21 protein-coding genes are annotated in these 23636 nt (G+C 53.2%); 9 read left to right on the top strand and 12 right to left on the bottom strand.

All coding sequences use genetic code 11. The annotated features are described in order from the left end of the window. Positions 1-11: 11 nt before the first annotated feature. Together HB631_RS04360 and HB631_RS04355 are read right to left on the bottom strand one after the other, a co-directional pair. Positions 12-3365 (bottom strand): diguanylate cyclase, encoded by a 3354-nt coding sequence (locus HB631_RS04360; RefSeq protein ID WP_213989921.1) that lies wholly within the window; start codon positions 3363-3365, stop codon positions 12-14. Positions 3366-3435: 70 nt separating this feature from the next. After that, positions 3436-4266: a hypothetical protein gene (locus HB631_RS04355; protein WP_213989920.1), complete on the bottom strand. Its 831-nt coding sequence runs from the start codon at positions 4264-4266 to the stop codon at positions 3436-3438. A 354-nt stretch (positions 4267-4620) separates the two neighbouring features. Between HB631_RS04355 and HB631_RS04350 the strand changes: the two genes are divergently transcribed. Then, positions 4621-6075, top strand: a complete 1455-nt coding sequence (locus tag HB631_RS04350; protein ID WP_213989919.1) for a T3SS effector OspC family protein — start codon at positions 4621-4623, stop codon at positions 6073-6075. Positions 6076-6244: 169 nt separating this feature from the next. Here HB631_RS04350 and HB631_RS04345 read toward each other — a convergent pair whose 3' ends face one another. The 5 genes from HB631_RS04345 to purM all read right to left on the bottom strand — a co-directional run bounded on the left by HB631_RS04345 (position 6245) and on the right by purM (position 11992). After that, positions 6245-6439, bottom strand: coding sequence for a YfgG family protein (locus tag HB631_RS04345; protein WP_213989918.1), 195 nt, complete (start codon positions 6437-6439; stop codon positions 6245-6247). A gap of 16 nt (positions 6440-6455) precedes the next feature. Then, positions 6456-7985 carry an exopolyphosphatase gene (gene ppx / locus HB631_RS04340; protein WP_213989917.1) on the bottom strand — a complete coding sequence of 510 codons (1530 nt, stop codon included), beginning with the start codon at positions 7983-7985 and terminating at the stop codon, positions 6456-6458. A gap of 3 nt (positions 7986-7988) precedes the next feature. Then, entirely contained in the window at positions 7989-10058 is a 2070-nt protein-coding gene (gene ppk1 / locus HB631_RS04335) for a polyphosphate kinase 1 (protein WP_213989916.1), read from the bottom strand. 258 nt (positions 10059-10316) lie between these two features. Continuing rightward, positions 10317-10955: a phosphoribosylglycinamide formyltransferase gene (gene purN / locus HB631_RS04330; protein ID WP_213989915.1), complete on the bottom strand. Its 639-nt coding sequence runs from the start codon at positions 10953-10955 to the stop codon at positions 10317-10319. Further along, on the bottom strand, positions 10955-11992 hold the full coding sequence (purM, locus tag HB631_RS04325; protein ID WP_213989914.1) for a phosphoribosylformylglycinamidine cyclo-ligase: 1038 nt from the start codon (positions 11990-11992) through the stop codon (positions 10955-10957). Before purM ends, purN begins: the two co-directional genes overlap by 1 nt. A gap of 336 nt (positions 11993-12328) precedes the next feature. Between purM and upp the strand changes: the two genes are divergently transcribed. Then, positions 12329-12955 carry a uracil phosphoribosyltransferase gene (upp, locus tag HB631_RS04320; protein ID WP_213990145.1) on the top strand — a complete coding sequence of 209 codons (627 nt, stop codon included), beginning with the start codon at positions 12329-12331 and terminating at the stop codon, positions 12953-12955. A gap of 54 nt (positions 12956-13009) precedes the next feature. Then, positions 13010-14323 (top strand): uracil permease, encoded by a 1314-nt coding sequence (uraA, locus tag HB631_RS04315; RefSeq protein WP_213989913.1) that lies wholly within the window; start codon positions 13010-13012, stop codon positions 14321-14323. A 379-nt stretch (positions 14324-14702) separates the two neighbouring features. On the opposite strand, the gene HB631_RS04310 is transcribed toward uraA, so the two are convergent. Continuing rightward, positions 14703-15389 carry a cation diffusion facilitator family transporter gene (locus tag HB631_RS04310; RefSeq protein WP_213989912.1) on the bottom strand — a complete coding sequence of 229 codons (687 nt, stop codon included), beginning with the start codon at positions 15387-15389 and terminating at the stop codon, positions 14703-14705. Positions 15390-15496: 107 nt separating this feature from the next. Here HB631_RS04310 and cadR point away from each other — a divergent pair, with 107 nt between their 5' ends. Continuing rightward, entirely contained in the window at positions 15497-15898 is a 402-nt protein-coding gene (cadR, locus tag HB631_RS04305) for a Cd(II)/Pb(II)-responsive transcriptional regulator (RefSeq protein WP_213989911.1), read from the top strand. A 31-nt stretch (positions 15899-15929) separates the two neighbouring features. Here the strand turns inward: cadR and HB631_RS04300 are convergent, their stop codons facing one another. Beyond that, complete coding sequence (locus tag HB631_RS04300) at positions 15930-16181, bottom strand: hypothetical protein (protein WP_213989910.1); 252 nt, start codon at positions 16179-16181, stop codon at positions 15930-15932. Between the two features lie 379 nt (positions 16182-16560). Between HB631_RS04300 and hda the strand changes: the two genes are divergently transcribed. Next, entirely contained in the window at positions 16561-17286 is a 726-nt protein-coding gene (hda, locus tag HB631_RS04295) for a DnaA inactivator Hda (RefSeq protein ID WP_275955682.1), read from the top strand. A gap of 118 nt (positions 17287-17404) precedes the next feature. On the opposite strand, the gene HB631_RS04290 is transcribed toward hda, so the two are convergent. The 3 genes from HB631_RS04290 to HB631_RS04280 all read right to left on the bottom strand — a co-directional run bounded on the left by HB631_RS04290 (position 17405) and on the right by HB631_RS04280 (position 20053). Further along, positions 17405-18877: a M48 family metallopeptidase gene (locus tag HB631_RS04290; RefSeq protein ID WP_213989909.1), complete on the bottom strand. Its 1473-nt coding sequence runs from the start codon at positions 18875-18877 to the stop codon at positions 17405-17407. 136 nt (positions 18878-19013) lie between these two features. Continuing rightward, positions 19014-19481: a thioredoxin-dependent thiol peroxidase gene (gene bcp / locus HB631_RS04285; protein ID WP_213989908.1), complete on the bottom strand. Its 468-nt coding sequence runs from the start codon at positions 19479-19481 to the stop codon at positions 19014-19016. Between the two features lie 20 nt (positions 19482-19501). Continuing rightward, a complete protein-coding gene (locus HB631_RS04280) occupies positions 19502-20053 on the bottom strand; it encodes a glycine cleavage system transcriptional repressor (RefSeq protein WP_213989907.1) in 552 nt (183 codons plus the stop codon). Between the two features lie 146 nt (positions 20054-20199). On the opposite strand from HB631_RS04280, the gene dapA reads away from it, so the two are divergent. From dapA to HB631_RS04260, 4 genes are all read left to right on the top strand, one after another. Further along, the gene (gene dapA, locus HB631_RS04275; RefSeq protein WP_213989906.1) at positions 20200-21078 is read left to right on the top strand and encodes a 4-hydroxy-tetrahydrodipicolinate synthase; all 879 of its coding nucleotides are present in this window, start codon (positions 20200-20202) and stop codon (positions 21076-21078) included. An 18-nt stretch (positions 21079-21096) separates the two neighbouring features. Continuing rightward, complete coding sequence (bamC, locus tag HB631_RS04270) at positions 21097-22146, top strand: outer membrane protein assembly factor BamC (RefSeq protein WP_213989905.1); 1050 nt, start codon at positions 21097-21099, stop codon at positions 22144-22146. Positions 22147-22212: 66 nt separating this feature from the next. Beyond that, complete coding sequence (gene purC / locus HB631_RS04265; protein WP_213989904.1) at positions 22213-22926, top strand: phosphoribosylaminoimidazolesuccinocarboxamide synthase; 714 nt, start codon at positions 22213-22215, stop codon at positions 22924-22926. A 257-nt stretch (positions 22927-23183) separates the two neighbouring features. Beyond that, the gene (locus tag HB631_RS04260) at positions 23184-23636 is read left to right on the top strand and encodes a DUF441 domain-containing protein (RefSeq protein WP_213989903.1); all 453 of its coding nucleotides are present in this window, start codon (positions 23184-23186) and stop codon (positions 23634-23636) included.

The following is a 23636-nucleotide window of genomic DNA, read 5'->3' as shown; positions in this document are numbered from 1 at the left end:
TGATGGCATGTTCAGCCGATGGCGGCATAGCCGTTATCCAGCATAACGGCCAGGGGGATGGCGCGGCTTACGCTGGCCCCCTCCGCCAAATCGATACCCAGCAGGCGGAGTTTGTCCAGAACCGGCGACAAATGAGCCGGTCCGGCAATGGAGCGGGCGTTGAGGCGGTGAATATGTCCATTGATAATGGTCACCATCATCTCGTCCATTTGACTATTGTGCAGCGAGTGGATAAATCGGTTCGGCAGTTTTATGTAATCGATGATGCCGGCGGGCAATTTATTAAAAGAGCTGAAGTTATCGCCGAATTGATCAAGCATAAGCTTGTTGCCCCGCCGGCGCAGCAGTTGCAACGGCGCTTCGATGGCCGGATAATTTTCCATAAACGCCGCGCCGTTAAGGCTGATGATCAGGGATTTGACCCCCGGGCAACCCGGAAAGTCACGGCGGGCCAGCAGTTTGTCCATCAACTTTTGGTCCATCAATCCCGCCGGGGAGAGGGGAATGGCCAGGGTCATTCCTTTTTTTGCGATGGCGGCGCCATATGCCCCCAGGATTTGATCCACCAACCAATGATCCAGCTGCAGCGGCAAATCCTGCTGTTGCGCCGACTGGTGAAATTCATCCAGGCCCAGGGTCTGAAGCTCCTGAGGCGTAATGGAAAGCTGATAAAAACCGATGGAGAGCGGCGTTTGCGGCGGCGCCACCGGGCTTGCCATAATCCGCAAATCGCCGTTTTGCAGCATCGCCATAATACGGTCGTGGTTAACGGTGGGATCCGACTGCTGGACCAGACCGGGATGCTTCAGCTCCGGCTCGAACAATATGACTTGCCCCCGCCCGCTGTGTTTGGCGGTATAACAGGCAATATCCGCTTGGCCCATCACTTCCTTGGTATGGAAATTTTCTTCGGTTATCCAGGTAATACCCGCGCTGCCGCCGATCGCGTATAATTTATCCTCCCAGTGGAAAGAGTAGCTGTTGATGGCATCGATGATCCGCTGGACCTGTTTTTTGGCATCCGCCAAGGTACAGTCGGGCAGGATCAGGCCGAATTCGTCGCCCCCGAGCCTGGCCAGGCAATCGTATTGGCGGATATTTTTTTGCATCAGCAGGCCCAACTCCAGCAGCAAAGCATCCCCCGCCGCATGTCCGGCCCGATCGTTAATTTCCTTGAAGCGATCCAAATCAATGAACACCAGGGCATGACGCCGTTTTTGGCCGATGGCGGTGTGTAACGCCTGGTCCAGATGCTGGGCGAAATTGGCGCGGTTCGGCAGGCCGGTTAAATCATCATGCAGCGCGTTGTAGCTCAGTTGCTGCATTAAATGGCGGGACTCGCTGATATCTTTAATGACCAATACCGCCCCCAGTATGGCGCCATTGATATTGTTCAGCGGCGTGCAGTTGTGTTGAATGTCGAAAAATTGCCCGCTGCGGCTATGCAGCACCACCGAGGGCTGCAGGGCAGACGCTTTTTGCCGGAAACCGGGCTGGGACTGCAGCAGCGTCGGCAGGGCCGGGCCGTCGTGGCCGAGGGTGAGCTGCAAAATACTGTCGATATGCTTGCCGTGGGCTTCCCGTTGCAGCCAGCCGGTCATTTTTTCCGCTACCGGATTCATGAAATTGATGCACATCTGTTTATCCATGGAAATAACCGCGTCGCCGATCGAGTCCAGAGTGATATGCAAGCGTTCTTTCTCTTCATGCAAAGCGTCGGTGAGCCGGGCCTCGCTGGTAAAATCAAGGCTGATGCCCAGCATCCGCACGGCCCGATCGTTTTCATCCGCCAGCACATTGGCGTACAGGCGAATATGGCGCAGCTCTTGGCCCGGACCCTGGATACGGAATTCAAAGGAGAAGGGTTTACGTTCGTCCATCGCTTTATAGAAGTATTGCAACGCCATATCCCGATCTTCATCGATGATGCAGGCCAGCCAATAGTCATAGGTGGCTTTCTGGTCCGGCGGCAGGGAATAGATTTCCTCCATGCGCTTATCCCAGTTCATCACATCGGAAATGATATTCCATTCCCATATGCCCATGCCGCCGGCTTCGTTCGCCAGCGTAATCCGCTCCATCAGCCGGCGGTTGATAATCTCGCTTTGTTTGACCTCGGTAATGTCTTCAATCTGGGAGATGAAATATAACGGAACCTCATGCTGATCGCGAACCAGGGAGACCGCCAACAGCGCCCAGACGATTTCGCCATCGCTGCGGATATAGCGCTTTTCCAGGGTATAACTTTCAATCACCCCGTTAACCAAATCACTGAGCTGTTTCAGGTCGGTGGTTAAATCGTCCGGATGGGTGATTTCCTGGAAGCTGAGCTGCTCCAGTTGCCGGGGGCTGTATTTCAAAAAGCGGCACAGGGATTTATTGACCTGCAACCAGGTCCCTTCCAGTGAAACCAAGGCCATGCCGATAGCTGAATATTCCATGGCATAGCGAAAGCGGGTTTCACTTTGCAATATATTGCTGCGTTCTACCCGAAAGGCATGCATGACAATTGCCATGGCGTTGGCGGGAATCAATATTATCAGCAGCGGCATTTGCGGTAATAACCCCGGGTTGATAATTTGCGGGATATTGAGATGGAGAAAACCCGCCGTGAGGGAGAAATATAGCGCCAGGGTGACAATAAGAAACAGGCAAAAGGCTTCAAACCGGTGCAGGCGTATGGCACCGATAAATAGCGGCAAGGCAGCGAAGGTAAATGGAAAAGGTAATAATTTTATCGCCAAGTAGCTGACAATAAGGGAAAGTATCGCCGTCAGGGACATCTCAATCCAGGTTTTTTGCTTCAGCATCTTGATCAAGGCTGGACGTCGGCACAATATTCCCACCGGGGTGAGGGCAAGGATACCCACCCCTTCCGCGGTGAGCCAGTGCATAACAAACGGCAACAGGCGTACGGCGGGCACATGAAAAAAATAGGCGACCGTTAACGCTCCCACGGCGGGAACCGCTACCACGCCGATGAGAAAAAACTTCAGCCAGGAGAGGATGCCGTTCAGGGGATCCAGCGGATCCAGGACGTATCTTAATAGCCAGGCGCCGAGCGCGGCTTCTAGCAATGTGACCACCGTTAATGGCAGACTAGTGGACAGTGCGGCGCCGGCCAAAAGGCTTGCGGCTATCAGGGCCAGGGCGCTGCCGAGTAAAAGCCCGGTCCAGCAGCGAAACGGCAGGATAAACAACGCCGCCAGCAACGCCGCCGTGGTAAACCATAAAGGTGAAAGGGACTGCTCTATTGCCATCTGGGACAAACTCATCAGGGACAATATAAACACCAGCAGGGCGATTGCCGTTATGATAAGCCAGTATTTCTTATGATTAATGGAGAACTCTTTACCGGCAACCATAATTATATCCTGAAGATTCTTATATTTAGAATAGCAGTTCACTAGCGAAACGAGTGATTATCTCTTATGATTAATGTATTAAGAATAAGGTCGCCAAGCCTAGAAATATAATATACCCGCCGGTGCCGGTTATCGCTGCGATCGTTACACCGGAACCCGCCGCCGGATCGCGCCCTAGCCGGATCATGGCGAGGGGAGCGGCATCCATCACTTCAGCCACCTTCTTACCGGGCGGGTTAAGTAAAATCGCGGTCAATGCCAGCTCACCCACCAACTGGTTATTCCGATCCACCACAAACAGTTTATCGCTGTTTTCCGGCAACCTTCCGCACCGGCGCAAATAGCGTTGCACCACGGCCAGCGTCACTTCGGGTCGAACCGTCGCCTGCTCGAAATCCATATAACGACCGACGCTGTCCCGCTCGGCATTCATCATCGCCCGTACCTGTGCCCGTTGCCGGGGCTCCAGGGCGGTGAGCATCCGGCTGACGATGTCCCGCGGCAAATAATGCGCCAAACAGGCCTGCTCATCCACCTCCAGCGGTCTGACGGCTTTGAGGATATCGCCGGGGTTCATGTCGGCTATCAGGCCGTGGCGAACGACCAGCGAGATTTCCACCAGTGTTTTACCGCGTTTGTCATTATCAATCAGGCGCCAGAACGCCAGCCGTTTGTCCAGCGGCAGGCTTTCCAATATATCCGCCACGTCCGCGGCGCGCAGTTGTCGTTGTCTATCGGCCAGTCGGGTGGTTTGATCCAGGAGTTTCGCCGGCGAAACGGTGGATTTGCGGCCGGGACGGCCCAGGATGTTGTCCACCAAGGGACGGTTGGCCAGTAACAGCGAGAAGACCTGATGTCTTGATTTCGCCAGTTGCGGGGCATTATGTTTCACCACGGACATAACGACAACATTCCTTATGTTACAAGGTTGACAAAATTGGCTAATGATATGGCTAAACACGGGCCAAACCCGTTCCTAATGGCAAAGCCGGTGCGGTTGCCGTTTTACATAATACCAGTGCCGCCGCCATGATTTTGGATTTATTGCCGCAACGTGCATTGAAAACCCGCTGGGCTTCATAATCATGGGCTCCCAAAAGACAGTCATCACAAAAAGTGAGTGGTTGCACATTCACACCCGTACGGAAAAAACATTAAATGCGATTTACATAAATAGCTCATTTAATTATCAAGAGCTATTTCTTAAAGAAATTATGACGGCGATATTATTGTAATTGTTTTAATAAGAGATGCTATGATGAATACGACCAACCCGCTATCGACCAGTGACGTTGCAAATTATTATTTGCCACCGGAGCCGCATCAATGTGATTTTCGCCGTGAAAATGAAAGTAGAAACTTAATTGGCGATATATTGATGGCGGACAATGTAGCCATTTGTCCGACTAAAAAAGAATTTGATGATAAAAACGCCAAAATAATCCAACGCTTCTTTGGAAAAGTAATAGCGGCTCGAAGCTATTACAACATGTTTTCCATTGGAACCTATTTTAAGGAAATAGGTAATGAGCTGCCTACGGTTTCAGGGCAGCCTTCTTTTGCTTCTTTAACGCATCTCGATAGGATTTCAGCGGGATATCTGGCACAGATAAAAGCAAAAACGCCTGATTTAAGCAGCGAAGAACAAGCGTTGCTCAAAAAAGTGCTCGGCGCAAATATGATGTTGAGACACCAGTCAAATGCCTATCTTGCTGAAAGCGGATTGCTAAAAATATATTCCAACGATTACTTAATCAATCACGGTATATTTCCCGGGGGAAACACATTCACTCAAGACAAAGAATATTTACATAATCAAGGGTTTGTCTTTTTCGGCGTTGAATTTTCAGCAGACTTGTCTCAGGCACCGCTAAATACGAAACATTCAACATTCGACTTTGGGGCGAATGCATACCTGGTAGAGGAGCGCTATCCGCATGGTTACCTGACATTAACCGATCACTTTGATAATTATCATTTTCGATTTCTTACACATGAACATCAAGATTTTATAAAACAATTTCCGAAAGCTGAATTTGAAGCCTCCCGTCGTATTCATGGAGATAAAGGCGTTCATGATGTCCCCATATACAATAGGCAAGACATGAAGCTGGCTTTGGGTTTACACTTGATTAATTTCGTAAGATCTTCCGAAGATATAGTTTTCAAGGAATTTTCCCTAAAGAATGACATGACGGATAAAGAACTGGACAGGCTAATTAACTTCGTGTTTCAGCCCGAATTTCATGTGCCTGGGATGGTAATTACACCTCGCTTTAGTGAAAAGAAACTCAGGGATATTCCCCTGAAAGATGCCGTTACCGCGTCAAATTTAAAAAGAATGAATGAGTTGGTTCAAAGCAAGGATGTTGCCTGTCAGGCTATGATTACAGCAATTAAAAAAGCTAAAGTAGACATCGTTGATATGCTATTTAAACAGTGGGAGTTCTCTTCCGTTGACCTTAAAAAAATGAGAGGCTATAACATGGGAGATATTGAATATTCGCTCAGTGATCATTCCGCCAGCACTGAGATTTTGGCTATGTTTTTAGAGCGGGGACTGGTTGATGCCAACACAATTTTTTACAATCCCAACAGGGGTGACACTATGCTTGATAATGCTATAAAATATGAAAATGGGGAAATGATTTGCTTGTTAAAACGATTCGGGGCTTTAACCGGAGCAGAACTGAAGAAAAGCTCACAGTAGCGGTTTTTAAAATGCGCCAAGCAAACGTCGTGATATTCTTTCTCGTCCCCAGCAATGCTTAACGCTGACGGGCAAGTGTAAATATTGTCGGCCGATGTTGAAGAATAGGGCGTTCGGCCTTGTCACCCCGACTGAACACCCTGCCATTCGCTGAGGTAAACGCCAGGGCTTAATTATCCGGACGGGAACCGTCGTTAACCATCTGCTCCGCGGGTTCGGCGGGTTTAACCTGCTGATGCTGCCAGGCGCCGATGGCGGCGAAGATAAAGCGACCAAATAATATAATAAAACTGATAAGTAATATCCAGCGGGTCATCCGGACCGAGGTTCGTCGTCGTTTATGCATGGAATAAGCCAGTTTCATTGAATGCTTTCGTCCTTCAGGGGGCGGCGTCCTCTGTAATATCCAGCTGCCAGCCAGGAACGTCCGACCAGTAGCTTTGCTCGCGTTCCAGATCAAGCTGTACCAAATTATTCTGGGCAAAAAAGCCGGCCGGGAACGTCAAGGTCCAATGGTTCTGATCGGTAGTGAGCCGCAATTGCATGGGCGTGGTGGCCTGCCGTTGATTATTGAGCAAAACCGCTAGCCGGAGCAACTGCAGACAGGGCAAAAAGTGTTTTTTGCGAAAAAGATTCAGGCGGGGCATTTCTTCAAGCTTGATGGCCTTGCGATGAAAACGCACCAGTGTGGCCAGCAACAGCTGTTGCTCCTGGTTAAATCCCGGCATATTGGTCTGCTGTAAAATATAGGCGGAATGGCGCTGCAACCCGCTGTGGTTGATGCCCAATCCCACTTCATGCAGCAGGGCCGCCCACTTGAGCAGGGCTTCCAACTGGGCGTTGCGCAAATCTTCGTTTTGGTTGTACCACTGCTGATATAAATCTTCGGTGGTATCGCAGACCCGCTTGGCCTGATCGCTGTCGATATTATAATGCTCCGCCAGGCTGCGGGCGGTGCGGCTGCGGATGTCCTGATGGCGGAACCGGCCTTCCATTTCATACAAGACCCCTTCGCGCAAGGCGCAATCGGAGAGCTGCAGTTCACTGATGGCCAGGGTATCCACCACGCCGCACAGGATGGCCAGCCCCGGCACGAAAACGCTTTTGCGTTCTTCGGACAGGCCGGGCAGGCTGAGCGCACTGAAACTTTTGAATTTCATCACTTTATCGTACAGTAACTGCAGGCGTTCCGGGGTGATGCTGCCGTCTTTTTCCCCCAGTTCCACTAAAACCTCGCAGGCGGCCTTGATGGTCCCCGAGGCGCCCAGGGCTACCTGCCAGCCCAACAGACGGTATTGCCAGGCAAGGGTTTCCAATTTCTGCGCCGCCGCCAGCCGGGCGCGGCGAAAATGCACCGGGCTGATAACACCGCCGGGGAAAAATTGGTTGCCAAAGCTGACGCAACCCATACGGCGGCTCTCCACCAGTATGGGTTCAAAATTTTCACCAATCACCAGTTCGGTGGAACCGCCGCCGATATCCACCACCAGCTTTCGGCCTTTTTCCGATTGGGTGTGTTCCACGCCCATAAATATCAGCCGCGCTTCTTCATGTCCGGAGATGATTTCGATGGGGTAGGGGATGACTTTTGCCGCCCGGCTGAGAAACTCCTCGGCGTTAACCGCCTCACGCAGGGCGTGGGTGCCGACAATGGTGACCCGCTGTGGTGGAAAACCCTGCAAACGCTCGGCGAACAGCGCCAGGCAGTTCAATCCGCGGGTGATGGCTTCGTCGCTCAGATGGTTGCCGGCGTCGAGCCCGTCCGCCAGGTGCACGCGTTGTTTCAATCGGCTGAGCACCTGCAGCGCTCCGTTGACCACTCGGGCAACCACCATATGGAAACTGTTTGAACCGAGATCGATGGCCGCGAATTCTTCGGGTTTGGACGAGGTAGAGTTGTTTAGTGGCATACGTCAGGCCTGATCTCCGGATTGTTCCAAACGTTTAATATAATCATAGATGGCAGTCTGCGCACGTACCTTACGCCGATTGCCGCGTGGGACATAGCGGTTACTGAGTTCGGCATCAATATAACGTGCTTTCACCGTATCGCTGAACAGCAGCGCCAGAATATCCAGCACCTGTTGTTTCAGCCGGGGATCCAGCAAACCCACCGCCACCTCAATCCGGTAATCGATATTGCGCGTCATCCAGTCCGCGGATGAGAGGTAAACCTTTTTATCACCGCCGTTTTCAAATACATAAACCCGATCGTGCTCGAGATAACGGTCAACGATACTGATGACCCGGATATTCTCACTGATGCCGGGTAAATCGGGAATTAACGAACACATGCTGCGCACCAGGATATTAATCGGTACGCCGACCCCGGAAGCGGTGTAGAGCCTATCTATAAGTCCCTGATCAACCAGATTATTGATCTTTAACGTGATGCCTGATTTGATACCGGCCTGGGCGTTGGAGATTTCCTGATCCACCATCTGGTACAGCATATGCCGCGAGTTCTGCGGCGAGACCAGCAGATAATCGAAGCTGACCGGGCGATAGGGATTTTCTATAAAGTTGAACACCCGGCGGACTTCATTGGTAATGCGCGGATCGGCGGTAATCAAAGAATAGTCGGTATACAGACGGGCTGTTTTTTCGTTGAAATTCCCGGTGCCGATATGGGCATAGCGCACGATATCCTCGCCTTCATGGCGGCTTATTAAAAACAGCTTGGCATGGATCTTCAGCCCCGGCGCGGAGAAAATGACATGTACCCCCGCTTCGGTGAGGCGCTTGGCCCAGTGGATATTGGCTTCTTCGTCGAAGCGCGCCTGAAGTTCCACCACCACCGTCACCTTTTTGCCGTTGTGGGCGGCGTGGATCATCGCGTCGATAATGCGCGAATCCTTGGCGACGCGGTATATGTTGATTTTAATGGAAATGACGCTGGGGTCAAAAGAGGACTGGCGCAATAGTTCCAGCACATGCTCAAAGGTGTGATAGGGATAATAGAGCAGAATGTCGCGCTCGCGTATGGCATCGAAGCCGTTGCGAAAATGCTCGAACCAGGCGTGGCGCAGACGAGGCAAGGGCTTATTCACCAGATTGGCTTTGCCGACGTTGGGGAAGGTAATAAAATCCTTGAAATTATGGTAACGCCCGCCTGGGATGACCGAGTCATAAGACGAAATGCCGAGTTTGTCTTTCAGCATCTCCACCATGCTGTTGGGCATATCCCGCTGATAGACAAAACGCACCGGCTCGGCGGTCAGCCGCTGTTTTAAACTGGAGGACATTAATTCCAACAGGCTGGATTCCATTTCCGTCACCAGATCATACTCGGCGTCGCGAGTCATCTTCATTGAGTAGGCATTCAGGGTGTCGTAATCGAAAAAGCCGGTAAAAATATCGTCCAGGCAATAGCGCAGTATATTGTCCAGCAGGATCATCGGTTTGCGCCGACGGGGCGGTTCCGCGGGCAGATTGATAAAGCGGGGGACCTTATCCGCCGGTATTTCCAGCAGCGCATAGTTGGTTTCCTGTCCGCGGATTATTTCCACCGCCAGATAGGTGTAGTCATCTTTCAGGAATTCCACCAGGTTGGTGTCGTGCTGAATCAATATCGGCGTAATGTGCTGGCGGAGCTGATGCTTGAAATGAGAACGCAGCCACTCTTGCTGATTTGGTGATAGCTGGCGCTCGTTAATTAAAAAGATCTGGTTACGGGCCATTTCCAGAAGCAGGTCATTATAAAGATTGTCGAATTCTTGCTCGGTATTCAGCACTTTAGACTGAATTTTATTGAGCAGGTGACGGGACGTCAGTTGAGATCCCTGCTCTTCGCTGATCAGAATACGCCGCTTTAATTCGGCGAACCGGACTTTATAAAACTCATCAAGATTATTGGAGTAAATGCCCAGAAAACGCATGCGTTCAATTAGGGGATTGGTTTTGTCCGCGGCTTCTTGCAATACCCGCTCGTTAAAAGATAACCAACTCAGTTCTTTATCGCTGTAAAGCTTTTCCTGACCCATTGCCGCTCCGTTAATTTGTTCAGGAAGGAAGGTCCTGTGCTGTAATCATTATCGACTCCTAAGGGTTAAAGTCCATAACAACAACTGTCTGGAGATTGTCATCATAATATCTTACAGGCAACATAGGCTTCCTTCATCCGCCTAATCAGTGAGATTGTTCCTATATAACAGGATAATATGACAGAAAAATGGCTTTCCAGGCGGGATCATCGGGGGAATCTGAGCGTAGTTGACGGCAAGTCCGAGACGGCGGGAGGATCAATCCGCCGCGTAACCGGCCGGGGGCAGGCGCTGTCCGTCCAGCCAGGCCCCGCCGTCCCGCAATTCCAGGCGGTTTTGCAGCAGCCAGCGGATTGCCAGCGGATAAATGGCGTGTTCCTGGGTTTTGACTCGCGCCACCAGCTCCGCTTCATCATCGCCGGTAAACACCGGCACCTTCGCCTGCAGGATCACCGGGCCGCCGTCCAGCTCCTCGGTAACGAAGTGCACCGAGGTACCGTGTTCGGGGTCGCCGTTGGCCAGGACCTGGCGATGGGTGTGCAGACCGGGATAACGCGGTAGCAGGGAGGGATGGATATTCAACAGCCGGCCGGCATAATGTCCGACAAACTCCGCCGACAGGATACGCATATAACCGGCCAGGACCACCGCGTCCGGCCGATGTTCATCGATGCGCTCCACCAGCGCCCGATCAAAGGCGGCGCGATCCGGATAATCGCCGGGGCTGAGGGCATGGGCGGGCAGCTCCGCCATTGCGGCGCGCTGTAGACCGTAAGCGTCGGCGCGGTTACTGAACACCGCGGCGATCCGCGACGGGATTTTGCCGTCCCGGCAGGCATCGATCACCGCCTGGAGGTTGCTGCCTTCGCCTGAGATCAGCACGACAATCTTTTTCATCAGCGGATAATAACCCGTTCCTCGCCGGCGAGGGTCTCGATTTCACCCAGTTTCCAGGCGGTTTCTCCCAAGCCGCCCAAGAGTGACAGCGCGCTGTCCGCGCCGTCGGCCGGGACGGCTATCACCATGCCGACGCCGCAGTTAAAGGTGCGGTACATTTCATGGCGGCTGACATTGCCGGCCTGCTGTAACCAATCGAATACCGGCGGCCAGCTCCAACTGCTTTCATCAATCACCGCACAGGTGCCCGCCGGCAATACCCTGGGGATATTCTCCCAAAAACCGCCGCCGGTAAGATGGGCGATGGCATGGATTTCCGTCTGGGCAATAAGCTGTAGCAGCGCCTTGACATAGATGCGGGTGGGTTCCAACAGGTGATCCGCCAGGGATTTACCGGCAAGCGGGGTTTGCAGCGGATCCGTCCGGCTGAACTCCAGGATTTTACGCACCAGGGAATAGCCGTTGGAGTGGGGGCCGCTGGAGGCCAGGGCCAGCAGAGTATCCCCCGCCCGGACTTTACCGCCGTCGATTATCTCGGATTTCTCCACCACGCCGACGCAGAATCCGGCGACGTCATAATCTTCCCCGTGATACATGCCGGGCATTTCCGCCGTCTCGCCCCCCACCAGCGCGCAACCGGCCTGTTTGCAGCCTTCCGCGATACCGGTGATGACCTTTGCGGCGGTTTCCACATCCAGTTTCCCGGTGGCGAAATAATCCAGGAAAAACAGCGGTTCGGCCCCTTGCACCACCAGATCGTTCACGCACATCGCCACCAGATCGATACCGATGGTATCATGACGTTGCAGGTCCATCGCCAGACGCAGTTTCGTGCCGACACCGTCGGTGCCGGAAACCAGAATCGGCTCGCGGTATTTCTGCGGTATCGCGCAAAGCGCACCGAAGCCACCCAGCCCGCCCATCACTTCGGGACGTTTCGTCTGTTTCACTACACCTTTGATGCGATCTACCAATGCATTACCGGCATCGATATCTACACCTGCGTCTTTATAGCTGAGAGAGGTTTTTTCGGTCACTGCAAGATCCCCACGGAGATGATATGTTGCGATTAAAATAGGGCGCGGGCAATTCTAACAGCGCGGGCAAACGTTTGCGAGTGGTGTTGTCGAACGAATCAGGATTTGATCGTCTAATTCCCGTTATCTTTAAAGCTGCAGGCTCGTTGGCTTTGTCACTCGGCTCATCCATGAGCCTCGCTCTTGCCGCCATCCCGCAACTCGAAATATATTGGGTATAGTGAATTTTAATAATCCATTGATCGGGATCAGCTAATTTCATAGGGCGCGGCAAAAAAAAGGGGTTATAATCTCGCGATTTTTTTGACCGTTCAATGCTTCTTGGGGAGAGTAATGATGAAGATCGTTGAGGTAAAACACCCGCTGGTTAAACACAAGCTTGGTTTAATGCGCGAAAATGATATCAGCACCAAGCGTTTTCGCGAATTAGCATCGGAAGTGGGTAGTTTACTGACCTATGTGGCAACCGCCGATCTCGAGACTGAGAAAGTCACCATCGAAGGTTGGTGCGGTCCGGTTGAAATTGATCAGATCAAAGGCAAAAAGATCACCGTCGTGCCTATCCTGCGCGCCGGTCTCGGCATGATGGACGGGGTGTTGGAAAACGTCCCCAGCGCGCGTATCAGCGTGGTGGGCATTTACCGCGACGAAACCACCCTTAAACCGGTACCCTATTTCCAAAAGCTGGTATCGGATATTAATGAGCGCATGGCCCTGGTGGTGGATCCCATGCTGGCCACCGGCGGTTCGATGATTGCCACTATCGATCTGCTGAAAAAGGCCGGCTGCAAAGCTATAAAAGTATTGGTGCTGGTGGCGGCGCCGGAAGGTCTTGCCGCGTTGGAAGCGGCTCATCCTGATATTGAACTCTACACGGCGGCCATTGACGAGGGACTTAACGAGCATGGTTACATCATGCCGGGCCTTGGCGATGCGGGCGATAAGTTATTCGGTACCAAATAACATCAAGCCGACCGCAAGGGTCGGTTTTTTTTGATTATTCATTGAGGAATTCACATGACCCGTCGCGCCATCGGAGTGGATGAACGCCCGCCGTTACTGCAAACCATTCCATTAAGCTTACAGCATCTGTTCGCCATGTTCGGCGCCACCGTGCTGGTACCGATTTTATTTAAAATCAATCCCGCCACGGTACTGTTGTTTAACGGCATCGGCACGCTGCTGTATTTGTTTATCTGTAAAGGGAAAATCCCCGCCTATCTCGGGTCCAGCTTTGCTTTTATTTCGCCGGTACTGCTGTTGCTGCCGATGGGATATGAATCGGCCCTGGGAGGGTTCATTGCCTGCGGCGCGCTGTTTTGCATCGTGGCATGGATTGTCAAAGTGGCCGGCATCGGCTGGATTGATGTGGTTTTCCCGCCGGCGGCGATGGGAGCCATCGTGTCGGTTATCGGCCTTGAGCTGGCGGGCGTGGCGGCCAATATGGCCGGGCTGCTGCCCGCCGACGGAGCCGGCGTTGATCACACCACCATTATCATTTCCCTGGTGACGCTGGGGGTGACGGTATTGGGTTCGGTACTGTTCCGGGGTTTCCTGGCGATTATCCCGATCCTGATCGGGGTACTGGTGGGGTATGCCCTGGCCTGGTATATGGGCGCGGTGGATTTATCATCAGTGGCGGCAGCGCACTGGTTTGCCATGCCGACCTTCTACACCCCGCGTTTTGAATGGGTGGCTATTCTGACCATCCTGCCGGCGGCGCTGGTGGTGATTGCCGAGCATGTCGGCCATTTGGTGGTCACCGCCAATATCGTTAAGCGCGATTTGCTGCGGGATCCCGGCCTGCACCGTTCCATGTTCGCCAACGGTGTTTCCACCATGCTTTCCGGCTTTTTCGGCTCTACCCCCAATACCACCTACGGCGAGAATATCGGCGTGATGGCCATTACCAAGGTCTACAGTACCTGGGTGATTGGCGGTGCGGCGATATTCGCCATCCTGTTGTCCTGCGTCGGCAAGCTGGCGGCGGCGATCCAGGCGGTGCCCGTACCGGTGATGGGCGGCGTCTCGCTGCTGTTGTACGGTGTGATTGCCGCCTCCGGGATCCGGGTATTGATTGAATCAAAAGTGGATTATAACAAGCCGCAAAATCTGATCCTGACCTCGGTCATCCTGATTATCGGCGTCAGCGGCGCAAAAATACATATCGGCGCCGCCGAACTGAAGGGTATGGCGCTGGCCACCGTGGTGGGTATCGGCCTGAGCCTGCTGTTTAAGGTGATCACGCTTATCCGCGGTGAAGAGGTGATAATCGACGCCGACAGCACGCCGGTCCTCGACCCCGCCAATCTGGACAAGTCGGAGCGCTAGGCACGCTAAACGCCGTACTGAAACCGTGCACGGCCGGGACAGGATGCTGGATCGTAAACACGCCGTGAATACGTCCATGTAGGCTCGATCCACGCCATCCCTGGCGTGGACGGTTTACTCTTCCAGCCATCCTGCCCCGTCCCAATGACTCCGTGTAAATTTGCCGAGCCCAAACAGCGTGAGAGTGCCTCATGGCACGCTAGGCCCGCGTACACCGGACGTGCAACGAGCCTGTTAAAGGGAGAGCGCGCCAATGAGGTCGAAGCGGGCGTGGTTTTTCCGCCCGCCGGAGTGCCTCATGGCACGCTAGGCCCGCGTACACCGAGCGTGCAACGAGCCGGATAACGTCTTAAGGCGTGGTAGGACCGCGGCATTCAATTCAGGGTTTACGCAAAGCAGCGGACCGACCGTTTATCGGCCGCGACAGCGCCTTTATCCTCAACGAACCGGCGGCTTCGGCCCGTAAAGCCTGGCGGGACTGCCGTAATACCTTCACCGCCGATCCGATGAACAAACCGGCGATAAGGGCGCCGACGATAATATCCGGCCAACGGGAATCCAGCAGATAGCCACCGCCCGCCGCCAGCAGCACGCCCATATTGGCGAAGAGATCGTTGCGCGAACATAACCAGGTCGAACTCATATTCAGGTTATCGCCCCGATAGCGCCACAATAAACCAAAGCAAAAAAGATTGGCCGCCAAGGCCACGCTTCCCACCAGCGCCATGGTGGCCGCGTCGGGCCGTAACGGGAACATGATTTTGTCCGTCGCTTCCCACAGCACCGCCAGGCCGAAAAACAGCATAAATCCCCCCTTGACCACTGCCGCCGAGGTCTGCCAGCGCACCGAACGCGCCACCACAAACAGGCTGAAGCCGTAAACCAGGGCATCCCCCAGCATATCCAGCGCGTCCGCCAGCAGCGAAGTGGAATGTGCGTACCAACCCGCCGCGCCCTCAGCCAGGAACATGGCGGCATTAACCATCAACACCAGCCATAACACCCGGCCGTGACGCATACGCAACGCTTGAATCTCACAACTTTTATCTTCGCAACAATTTGCCATCAGACCCCCCTCGTAAGGACTCTCCAACTGCCGCTGGCGCACCATGAATATTTATGCTAAACCTTCAATCAGCTTTAAGGTCCAGCGTTTTTACGAGGTAAACGGATATGTTAATCGGCGAATTGGCAAAACGCACCGGCTGTGATACGGCCACCATTCGTTTTTACGAGCGTGAACGACTGCTGCCCAAACCCGCCAGGACCGATGGGGGTTATCGCACCTACTCAATGGAACATGATGCCCGGCTCAGGTTTGTCCTGCGCTGCCGATCCCTGGGGATGCGGCTGGATGAAATCAGGCAATTGCAGGATTTGCAAACCCACCCCGACCGCGCCTGCTCTGATATTGATTTGCTGTTGGAACGGCATATAACCGCGGTACGGGAACGGATTAACGCACTGGCGGAACTGGAAATAAAACTTCATGAGCTGCGTCGCTGCTGCGGGCAAAAGACCAGCGTGGGAGAATGCGGGATCCTGTTGGCTTTAAGTTTGCCCTTAATCGAATAAAAATTTAATCAATCTTTTATTGGATCCGTCTTTAATGATAGCTCTCCATGATATTTGTCACTATATTCCTTGGCATGACTATCCCTTTGGTATAGGCCACTTCTATTTCCATATAAGCGGCGATTAATGTAATAGTATAATTAATCAAATCCAGTTTCAGGGCGATTTTTTCGAGAAACGAAAAATGCCGGATTATATTTTCTGCATCATCAATATTGATAAACCCTTGTTTATAAGGCTTAAGCAGTATTGTGGCAACCTCTTCCTTACTGCGTCCGCTCACGTAGGCAAGCCGGATAATTAACCCGGTTAACAGCGGCGGGGCGCCCGCCAACATCGTCTGTCTATCAATGGAGTTTATGGTTTCCGAGCACTTTGACGACTGATATTTCATGTTCGTCACCCCTCTGGCGGTATTCCTCGAAATAGCGTAGCGGATGTTTTTTCAAAACACCCATTCCCGTTTTATCCCGTGCCTAGGATAAGCCTCGCCCTGTCATAAAAAGACGAGATTTGTCGTTCCTAATGAGCGTTATGATAAAAAAGGCGGATTTCTCGGCGCTTATGGAAAAACGGATTAAGTATCAGATAAATCATCTTTGCCAAGCCGCTGTTTCTATATTATCCCCTTTTGAATTTTATGTTAAACTAAACATGTTATCCTGCCTGTATGCATTGAGGTAATTCTGACTACGCCGGCACAACTCTCTTTACCGCTTTATCTGCCAGATGACGAAACTTTCGCCAGCTTTTATCCGGGCGAAAATCTGTCGCTGCTGGCGGCATTGCACGGCATGCTAACCGAAGAGCATGGGAGTTATCTGTACTTTTGGTCACGTAAGGGGGGCGGGCGCAGTCATTTGATGCATGCCGCCTGCGCAGAACTTTCCAGCCGCGGCGAAGCCGCCGGCTATGTGCCCCTGGATAAACGAACCTGGTTTGTACCGGAAGTGATGGACGGCATGGAGCAACTGGCGCTGGTCACCATTGATAATATTGAATGTATCGCCGGTGACGAGCCTTGGGAAATGGCTATCTTCAATCTCTATAACCGGATACAGGAAACCGGGCGAACCCGGCTCATTATCAGCGGTAATTGCCCGCCGCGCCAGCTTAAGCTGAATTTGCCCGATCTGGCCTCGCGCCTGGATTGGGGGCAGATTTACCGGCTGCAGCCCTTGTCCGATGAGGAGAAAGGCGCCGCCTTGCAACTGCGCGCCAAATTGCGCGGTTTTGAGCTGCCGGAAGATGTCAGCCGTTTTCTGCTCAAAAGGCTGGAACGAGACATGCGCACCCTGTCACAAACCCTGGATCAGCTTGATCACGCCTCCATCAGCGCCCAGCGCAAACTGACCATACCCTTTGTGAAAGAGATACTGCACCTGTAAGGCTATGCGCAGCGTCGCCGAACCGTTGAAAGCCACGGGTATCTTTTCAATGCGTGTTTACGATCCGGCATCCTGTCCCCACCCGACACGGTGTCAACTAGCCCAGAGCGTTCCGTCCTCATGATTTCTGGTAAGGCTTGAAGCGCTTTTCCAAATCACGCAATTGATCGATACGGGCGTCATAACGCGCCTGCTGCAAACTGCCCAATTTCACCAGCGAGCTGGCATTGCTCAAGGCCCGTACGGCTTGATCCAACTGGCCGGTTAGCGCCAGGCTTTCCGCGCGCGCCGCCAGCTCCTGATCCCTGAATCCCGCGCCGGCGGAGGCTTGCGCCAGCAGATCCCAGCCGTTGGTATCGTCCGGGTGATTAAAGGTGTAGCGGTTGAGGAGGTGGATGGCATCATTATTACGATGGCCTTCCACGTAGGCGTTGGCCAGATTAAGCAGCAAGACCGGATTGGCGTTATTGTCCTGCACCTTCACCAGCGCCTCCAGCCGGGCGATGGCCTGCGGCGCGCGCTGCTGCGCCAGGTCTATATCGGTCATCAAATCCACAAACCAGATATCGGCCGGCTGTTTGCTGAGCAGCGGTTGCAGGGTCCGGCGGGCATCATCATATTTTTTCGCCTCTAAAAACTGCACCGCTTCACCGTATTGCGCGGCGATTTGCTGACGCGCATTGCCCTTTCTCCAGTTGGCGAGGGTATCGTCGCCCAAAACATTGTTGGTGGTGCTGTACATGCCGAGAATACGCGCCTTGGCCAGATAAAAATCCTGGGACGAATCCATCACCACATGCCGCATTTGATTGGCCCGGTTACGGATATCCGCCAGGCGGCTCATGGGCAAGGGGTGGGTCAACAGCATTTCCGGCGGGGTGGTGGAATAATGGGTATCGTCCGCCAGTTTTTGCAAAAAATCAGGCATAGCCTGCGGATCAAAGCCTGAGCGTTGCAATACTTGAATGCCGACACGATCCGCTTCCTGCTCGTTGCCCTGGGTAAAGCTGATGATTCCCTGCTGCGTTCCGGCGATGGTGCCGCTCAGCGCCGCCATGCCCATTTGCGGATTGGCCATGGTCAATAATATGGACCCCAGCGCGCCGGCCCAGGTCAGAGGCGCGTTGCGCTTCTGATCTTCCATGGCGCGCGCCAGGTGGCGCTGGGTCACATGGGATATTTCATGGGCCAGCACCGAAGCCAGCTGGCTCTCGTTATCGGTATAACGGAATATCGCCGAATGGACGACCACATTGCCGCCGAAAAAGGCGAAGGCGTTCAGTTCATCGTTGCGGATCAGGAAAAAATGGAACGGGAAATTCACCGAGTGGGCATGGGCAACCAGGATATTGCCCAAGTGGTTGATATAGGCCTCGAGCAAGGGGTCGTTAATCACGGGCGAACCGCCGCGCAACTGGCGGACATAAAAATCCCCCATTTGCATTTCCTGGCCGATGCTCAGCGTACTGCCGGCCGTGGTGCCGATATCAGGCAACTGATCCGAATCATCGGCCATGAGGGACGGACAATAAGTCACGGCCATGGCGGCCAGCAGGCCGGCGATAAGACCCTTTTTCATCCTTGGGAACATAAACAATCCAACCTCTACCTAAACCGTAGCGATACAGTCTTTGACATCAACGACAAATAAGTGTTCTCGCTTTTTTCACGTCGGCAATCATCTCCGCCCGGTTCGCGGGCCGGGAAATCATTGCCGGCGGGGTCAATCAGAGGCCTTTGAGGTAGGCCAGCACGATATCGTGATGATTGCTGGTTTTAAAGTCGTCGAACACCTTCTCAATCTTGCCGTCAAGTCCTACCAAGAAACTGATGCGATTTATGCCATCATAGGTTTTACCCATAAAGGACTTTTCACCCCACACGCCGAACTCTCCGGCCACGCTGTGATCGACATCGGACAATAGCGTGAAATTCAGCAGCTCTTTTTCAACGAATTTCGACAATTTTTCCGGTTTATCTGTGCTGATACCCAGAACTTCAACGCCCGCTTTATGCAGTTCGTCCATATTGTCACGCAGCCCGCAGGCCTGCACGGTACAGCCAGGGGTCATGGCTTTGGGATAAAAGTAAACCAATACTTTTTGTCCCTGGAAGTCGGTCAGGCTAACCTGTTCACCGTCCTGATCGGGCAAGCTAAATTTCGGCGCAGTATCACCGGCTTTCAGTGGCGTCATTGCAATACTCCATCTATCTATTAATTCTGTGGATGATTCACAATACTAATACTGCCTTGCGCATTCAGTTCTGTACAGAGTTGATGAAACGTATCTTCGATCTGTCCCACCGGCCGATCCGCCGCGCCATGGGCAGTAATTTGAATATAAAGCCGCGGCGGAAGTTCGCCCTGGGCCGGCTGTGTTTTGGAAACCAGCTCGGCGATATTCATCTGATGGCTGTCGAATAAATCGGTAAAACGCTCAATCAGGTGCGGTGAATCCTGCACTTCCACCTTAACCCACACCGTGGTGGGCGTCTCATTTTGTTCAGTGGCGACGGTCCGTTTCATCACAATCAGCAAATCCAGGTCGACGCCTTTGAGGGGCAGGGTGGATTCGATAAGCGTAATGGCGTTCCAACTGCCGGATAACAACATAATCAACGTGAATTCTTCCCCCAGCATGGCAAGGCGGCTATCTTCAATGTTACAACCACAACCGCTGACGTGCCGGGTGATGGTATTGACTATGCCGGGACGATCGGTGCCCAGGGCGGTTATGACCAGATAATGTTGTTGTTGCTGCGGCAAAATTGCGCTTCCTGTCCGTCGAGATGTGATTTACATGTTAACCCTAAAAAAAACCTGCTGCCAAGAGCTTACATGACCGATGTTTGCTTGCTTTTGGATAGGTGACAAAAGTACCATGAATAACCTGTTTGTGGAGGGGATGGTCAATGTTTACGGGAAGCATAGTTGCACTGGTTACACCAATGGATGACAAGGGCGCCGTCGATTGGGCAAGTTTAAAAAAATTAATCGATTATCATGTCGCCAGCGGAACGTCGGCGATTGTCTCCGTCGGTACCACCGGCGAGTCATCCACCCTCAGTCATGATGAGCATGGCGAAGTGGTGATGCGGACGTTGGAACTGAGCGATGGCCGTATCCCGGTGATCGCGGGCACCGGCGCCAACTCCACCTCTGAAGCGATTTGCCTGACGCAGCGGTTTAATAACAGCGGCGTGGCGGGATGCCTGACGGTGACGCCTTATTACAACAAACCGACCCAGGAAGGCTTGTTCCAGCATTTCAAGGCGATCGCCGAACACACAGACTTGCCGCAAATCCTGTATAATGTGCCGTCGCGTACCGGTTGTGATATGTTGCCGCCGACGATTGCGCGCTTGTCGAAAATTAAAAATATTGTCGCGGTAAAAGAAGCCACGGGGAACTTACACCGTGTCAGTCAGATCCAAGAGCTGGTTGATGATGACTTTATCCTGCTCAGCGGAGACGATTCCACCGGGCTGGACTTCATGCAACTGGGCGGCAAGGGCGTTATTTCCGTCACGGCAAACGTTGCCGCGCGTGAAATGGCGCAAATGTGCGCACTGGCGGCGCAGGGCAATTTTATTGAAGCGCGCCGGCTAAATCAGCGCCTGATGCCGTTGCATCAGAAATTATTTATAGAATCCAACCCAATTCCCGTTAAGTGGGCCTGTAAAGCATTGGGACTAATGGCAACCGATACGTTACGTTTGCCGATGACGCCGCTGACCGAGAATGATAGCCGTGTTGTTGAACAAGCGTTAACGGATGCCGGTTTGCTGTAACTCTGTTAGGGAGAATTGATGGCTTATTCATTACAAAAGTCGATGGTGGCAAAAGTGGTGGGCGCGTCGTTGTTCATGCTGCTTGCAGCCTGTACCAGCGATCAACGCTACAAACGCCAGGTAAACGGAAACGAAGACTACCTGCAAGCACCGGCGCTCAGCTCGATTAACAGTCCATCCGGTATGATTCTGCCCGTTGAAAACGGGGATTACGAAGTACCCGCCGGATCGCTGCAAGGTCAGGTCGGCAAGGAATTGGATGTCCGGCCGCCGGCGCAACCATTGGCTTTGTTAGACGGTTCCCATTCGCAATATACCGGTGATACCGCGGTCATCCAGATTGAAAACAATGCCCAAGCCCGTGATTTGTGGTCGCGGGTCGTTGCGGTGGTGCAAAGTAAAGGCTACACCATCGCCTCCCGTCAGGACGCCGGCCAGACGTTAAATACCGATTGGGTGCAATGGTCCCGGGCCGATGAGGATGTGCAGTATCGCGGCCGCTATCAGGTAAGCCTGCGTACCGAGGGTTATCAAACCTCGCTGATGGTGAAATCCCTGGCCCTGCAGCAGCAAAATAACCCGGTGGCGGCGCCGGCCCTGGTCCAGCGTTATACCGTGTCGATGTTGAACAGCGTGGCGCAGGGGCTTGAACAGCTCAGCGAGGATCAGGAGAACAAACGTACATCCGGCCAGACCGCCGACCTGAGCGTCGAAAGCGGGTCGGATGAATCCGGTCTGCCGTTGCTGGTGGTGCGCTCGTCCTATACGGTGGTGTGGCAGCATCTGCCGTCGGCACTGGAAAAAATCGGCATGAAGGTGAAGGATACCAGCCGTCCGCTGGGGACTATCTCCGTCACTTATGATTCCCCGAGCAGCGGTACCTGGGATGACCTGGGCGCCAAAGACCCCGGCTTGGTCAACGGCGATTATAAACTGCAGGTGGGAGATTTGGGCAACCGCAGCACCTTGCAGTTTACCGATCCCAAAGGCCATACCCTCACCCAGTCGCAAAACGACGCCCTGGTGCAGGTATTCCAGGCGGCTCTCAGCAAGTCGTCCACCCACTAATCCAAAAAAGGGGCCGGCGCCCCTTTTTTTATCGTTAAGCGTTATTTGCAATTGGAGTGAATCAAGATGCAAAAGTTAGCTGAGTTGTATCGCGGAAAGGCGAAAACGGTCTATACCACCCAGGATCCGGATTTGCTGATATTAGAATTCCGCAATGATACGTCAGCATTGGACGGCCAACGTATTGAACAATTCGAGCGTAAGGGCTTGGTTAATAATAAATTCAACTATTTTATTATGACCAAACTCGCTGACGCCGGTATCCCCACGCAAATGGTCCGCCTGTTGTCGGATACCGAAGTGCTGGTTAAAAAATTAGCCATGATTCCGGTGGAGTGCGTCGTGCGTAACCGCGCAGCCGGATCCCTGGTGAAACGCCTGGGCATTAAAGAGGGCGAGATCCTGAATCCGCCGCTGTTCGATATGTTTTTGAAGAACGACGCCATGCACGATCCGATGATCAACGAGTCTTATTGCGCCACCTTCGGCTGGGCGAGCGAAGCGCATCTGGCGCGCATGAAGCAGTTGACCTATCTGGCCAATGACGTGTTGAGCAAGATTTTTGATGAGGCGGGTCTGATCCTGGTGGACTTCAAGCTGGAATTCGGTTTGTTTAATGGCGAAGTGGTGCTCGGTGATGAATTTTCGCCGGACGGCAGCCGTTTGTGGGATAAAACCACCCTGAATAAGATGGACAAGGATCGTTTTCGTCAAAGCCTGGGCGGCGTCATTGAAGCTTATGAGGAAGTCGCACACCGCATCGGTGTTAGACTGGACTGACGCGCAATCGTTTCCCTCGGTGAAGACAGTCTCACCGTATGCCCTGAAGCGGTAAGCCGAACGCTCCTCCCGGTATTAACCGGCCATAAGTCCTTAACCGGCGATAAAGAGACCGGTTGCCGAGGCCCGGATTCGGGGAGCGGAGGCGAAGGAAATAATGGTAGGTGATCGAGAGAGCGGAGGTTTGATAGCGCCAGGCCGGTGCTGCCGGCCAGGGGAGCGATTGCGCTGAATGACAAAATGGTATGGAATTCACAATGACTTATTTGGATCCGACGCTGCTGATTTTACTGGCGCTGGCGGCACTGGGCATTATCAGCCATAACAACACCATCACGGTGGCTATCCTGTTCTTGCTGATTGTCCGTCTGACTCCGTTGAGCCATTTTTTTCCGTGGGTGGAAAAGCAGGGACTGACCCTCGGTATTATCATCCTCACCATCGGTGTGATGGCCCCCATTGCCAGCGGCACGATTTCCTCCAGCAGCGTTCTGCACTCTTTTCTGCATTGGAAATCCCTGCTGGCCATCCTGGTCGGGGTCTTGGTTTCCTGGCTGGGCGGACGCGGGGTTTCTCTGATGTCAAGCCAGCCTTCGGTGGTGGCCGGCCTGCTGGTGGGCACGGTCCTGGGAGTGGCTCTGTTGCGCGGTGTGCCGGTGGGCCCGTTGATTGCCGCCGGCCTCCTGTCATTAATGATTGGCAAGCACTGA

The sequence above is a fragment of the Sodalis sp. dw_96 genome (assembly GCF_018449575.1).
GTDB lineage: Bacteria > Pseudomonadota > Gammaproteobacteria > Enterobacterales > Enterobacteriaceae > Acerihabitans.
The sequence above is the reverse complement of the archived record's forward strand: the minus strand, read 5'-3'. Positions and strand labels throughout refer to the sequence as shown.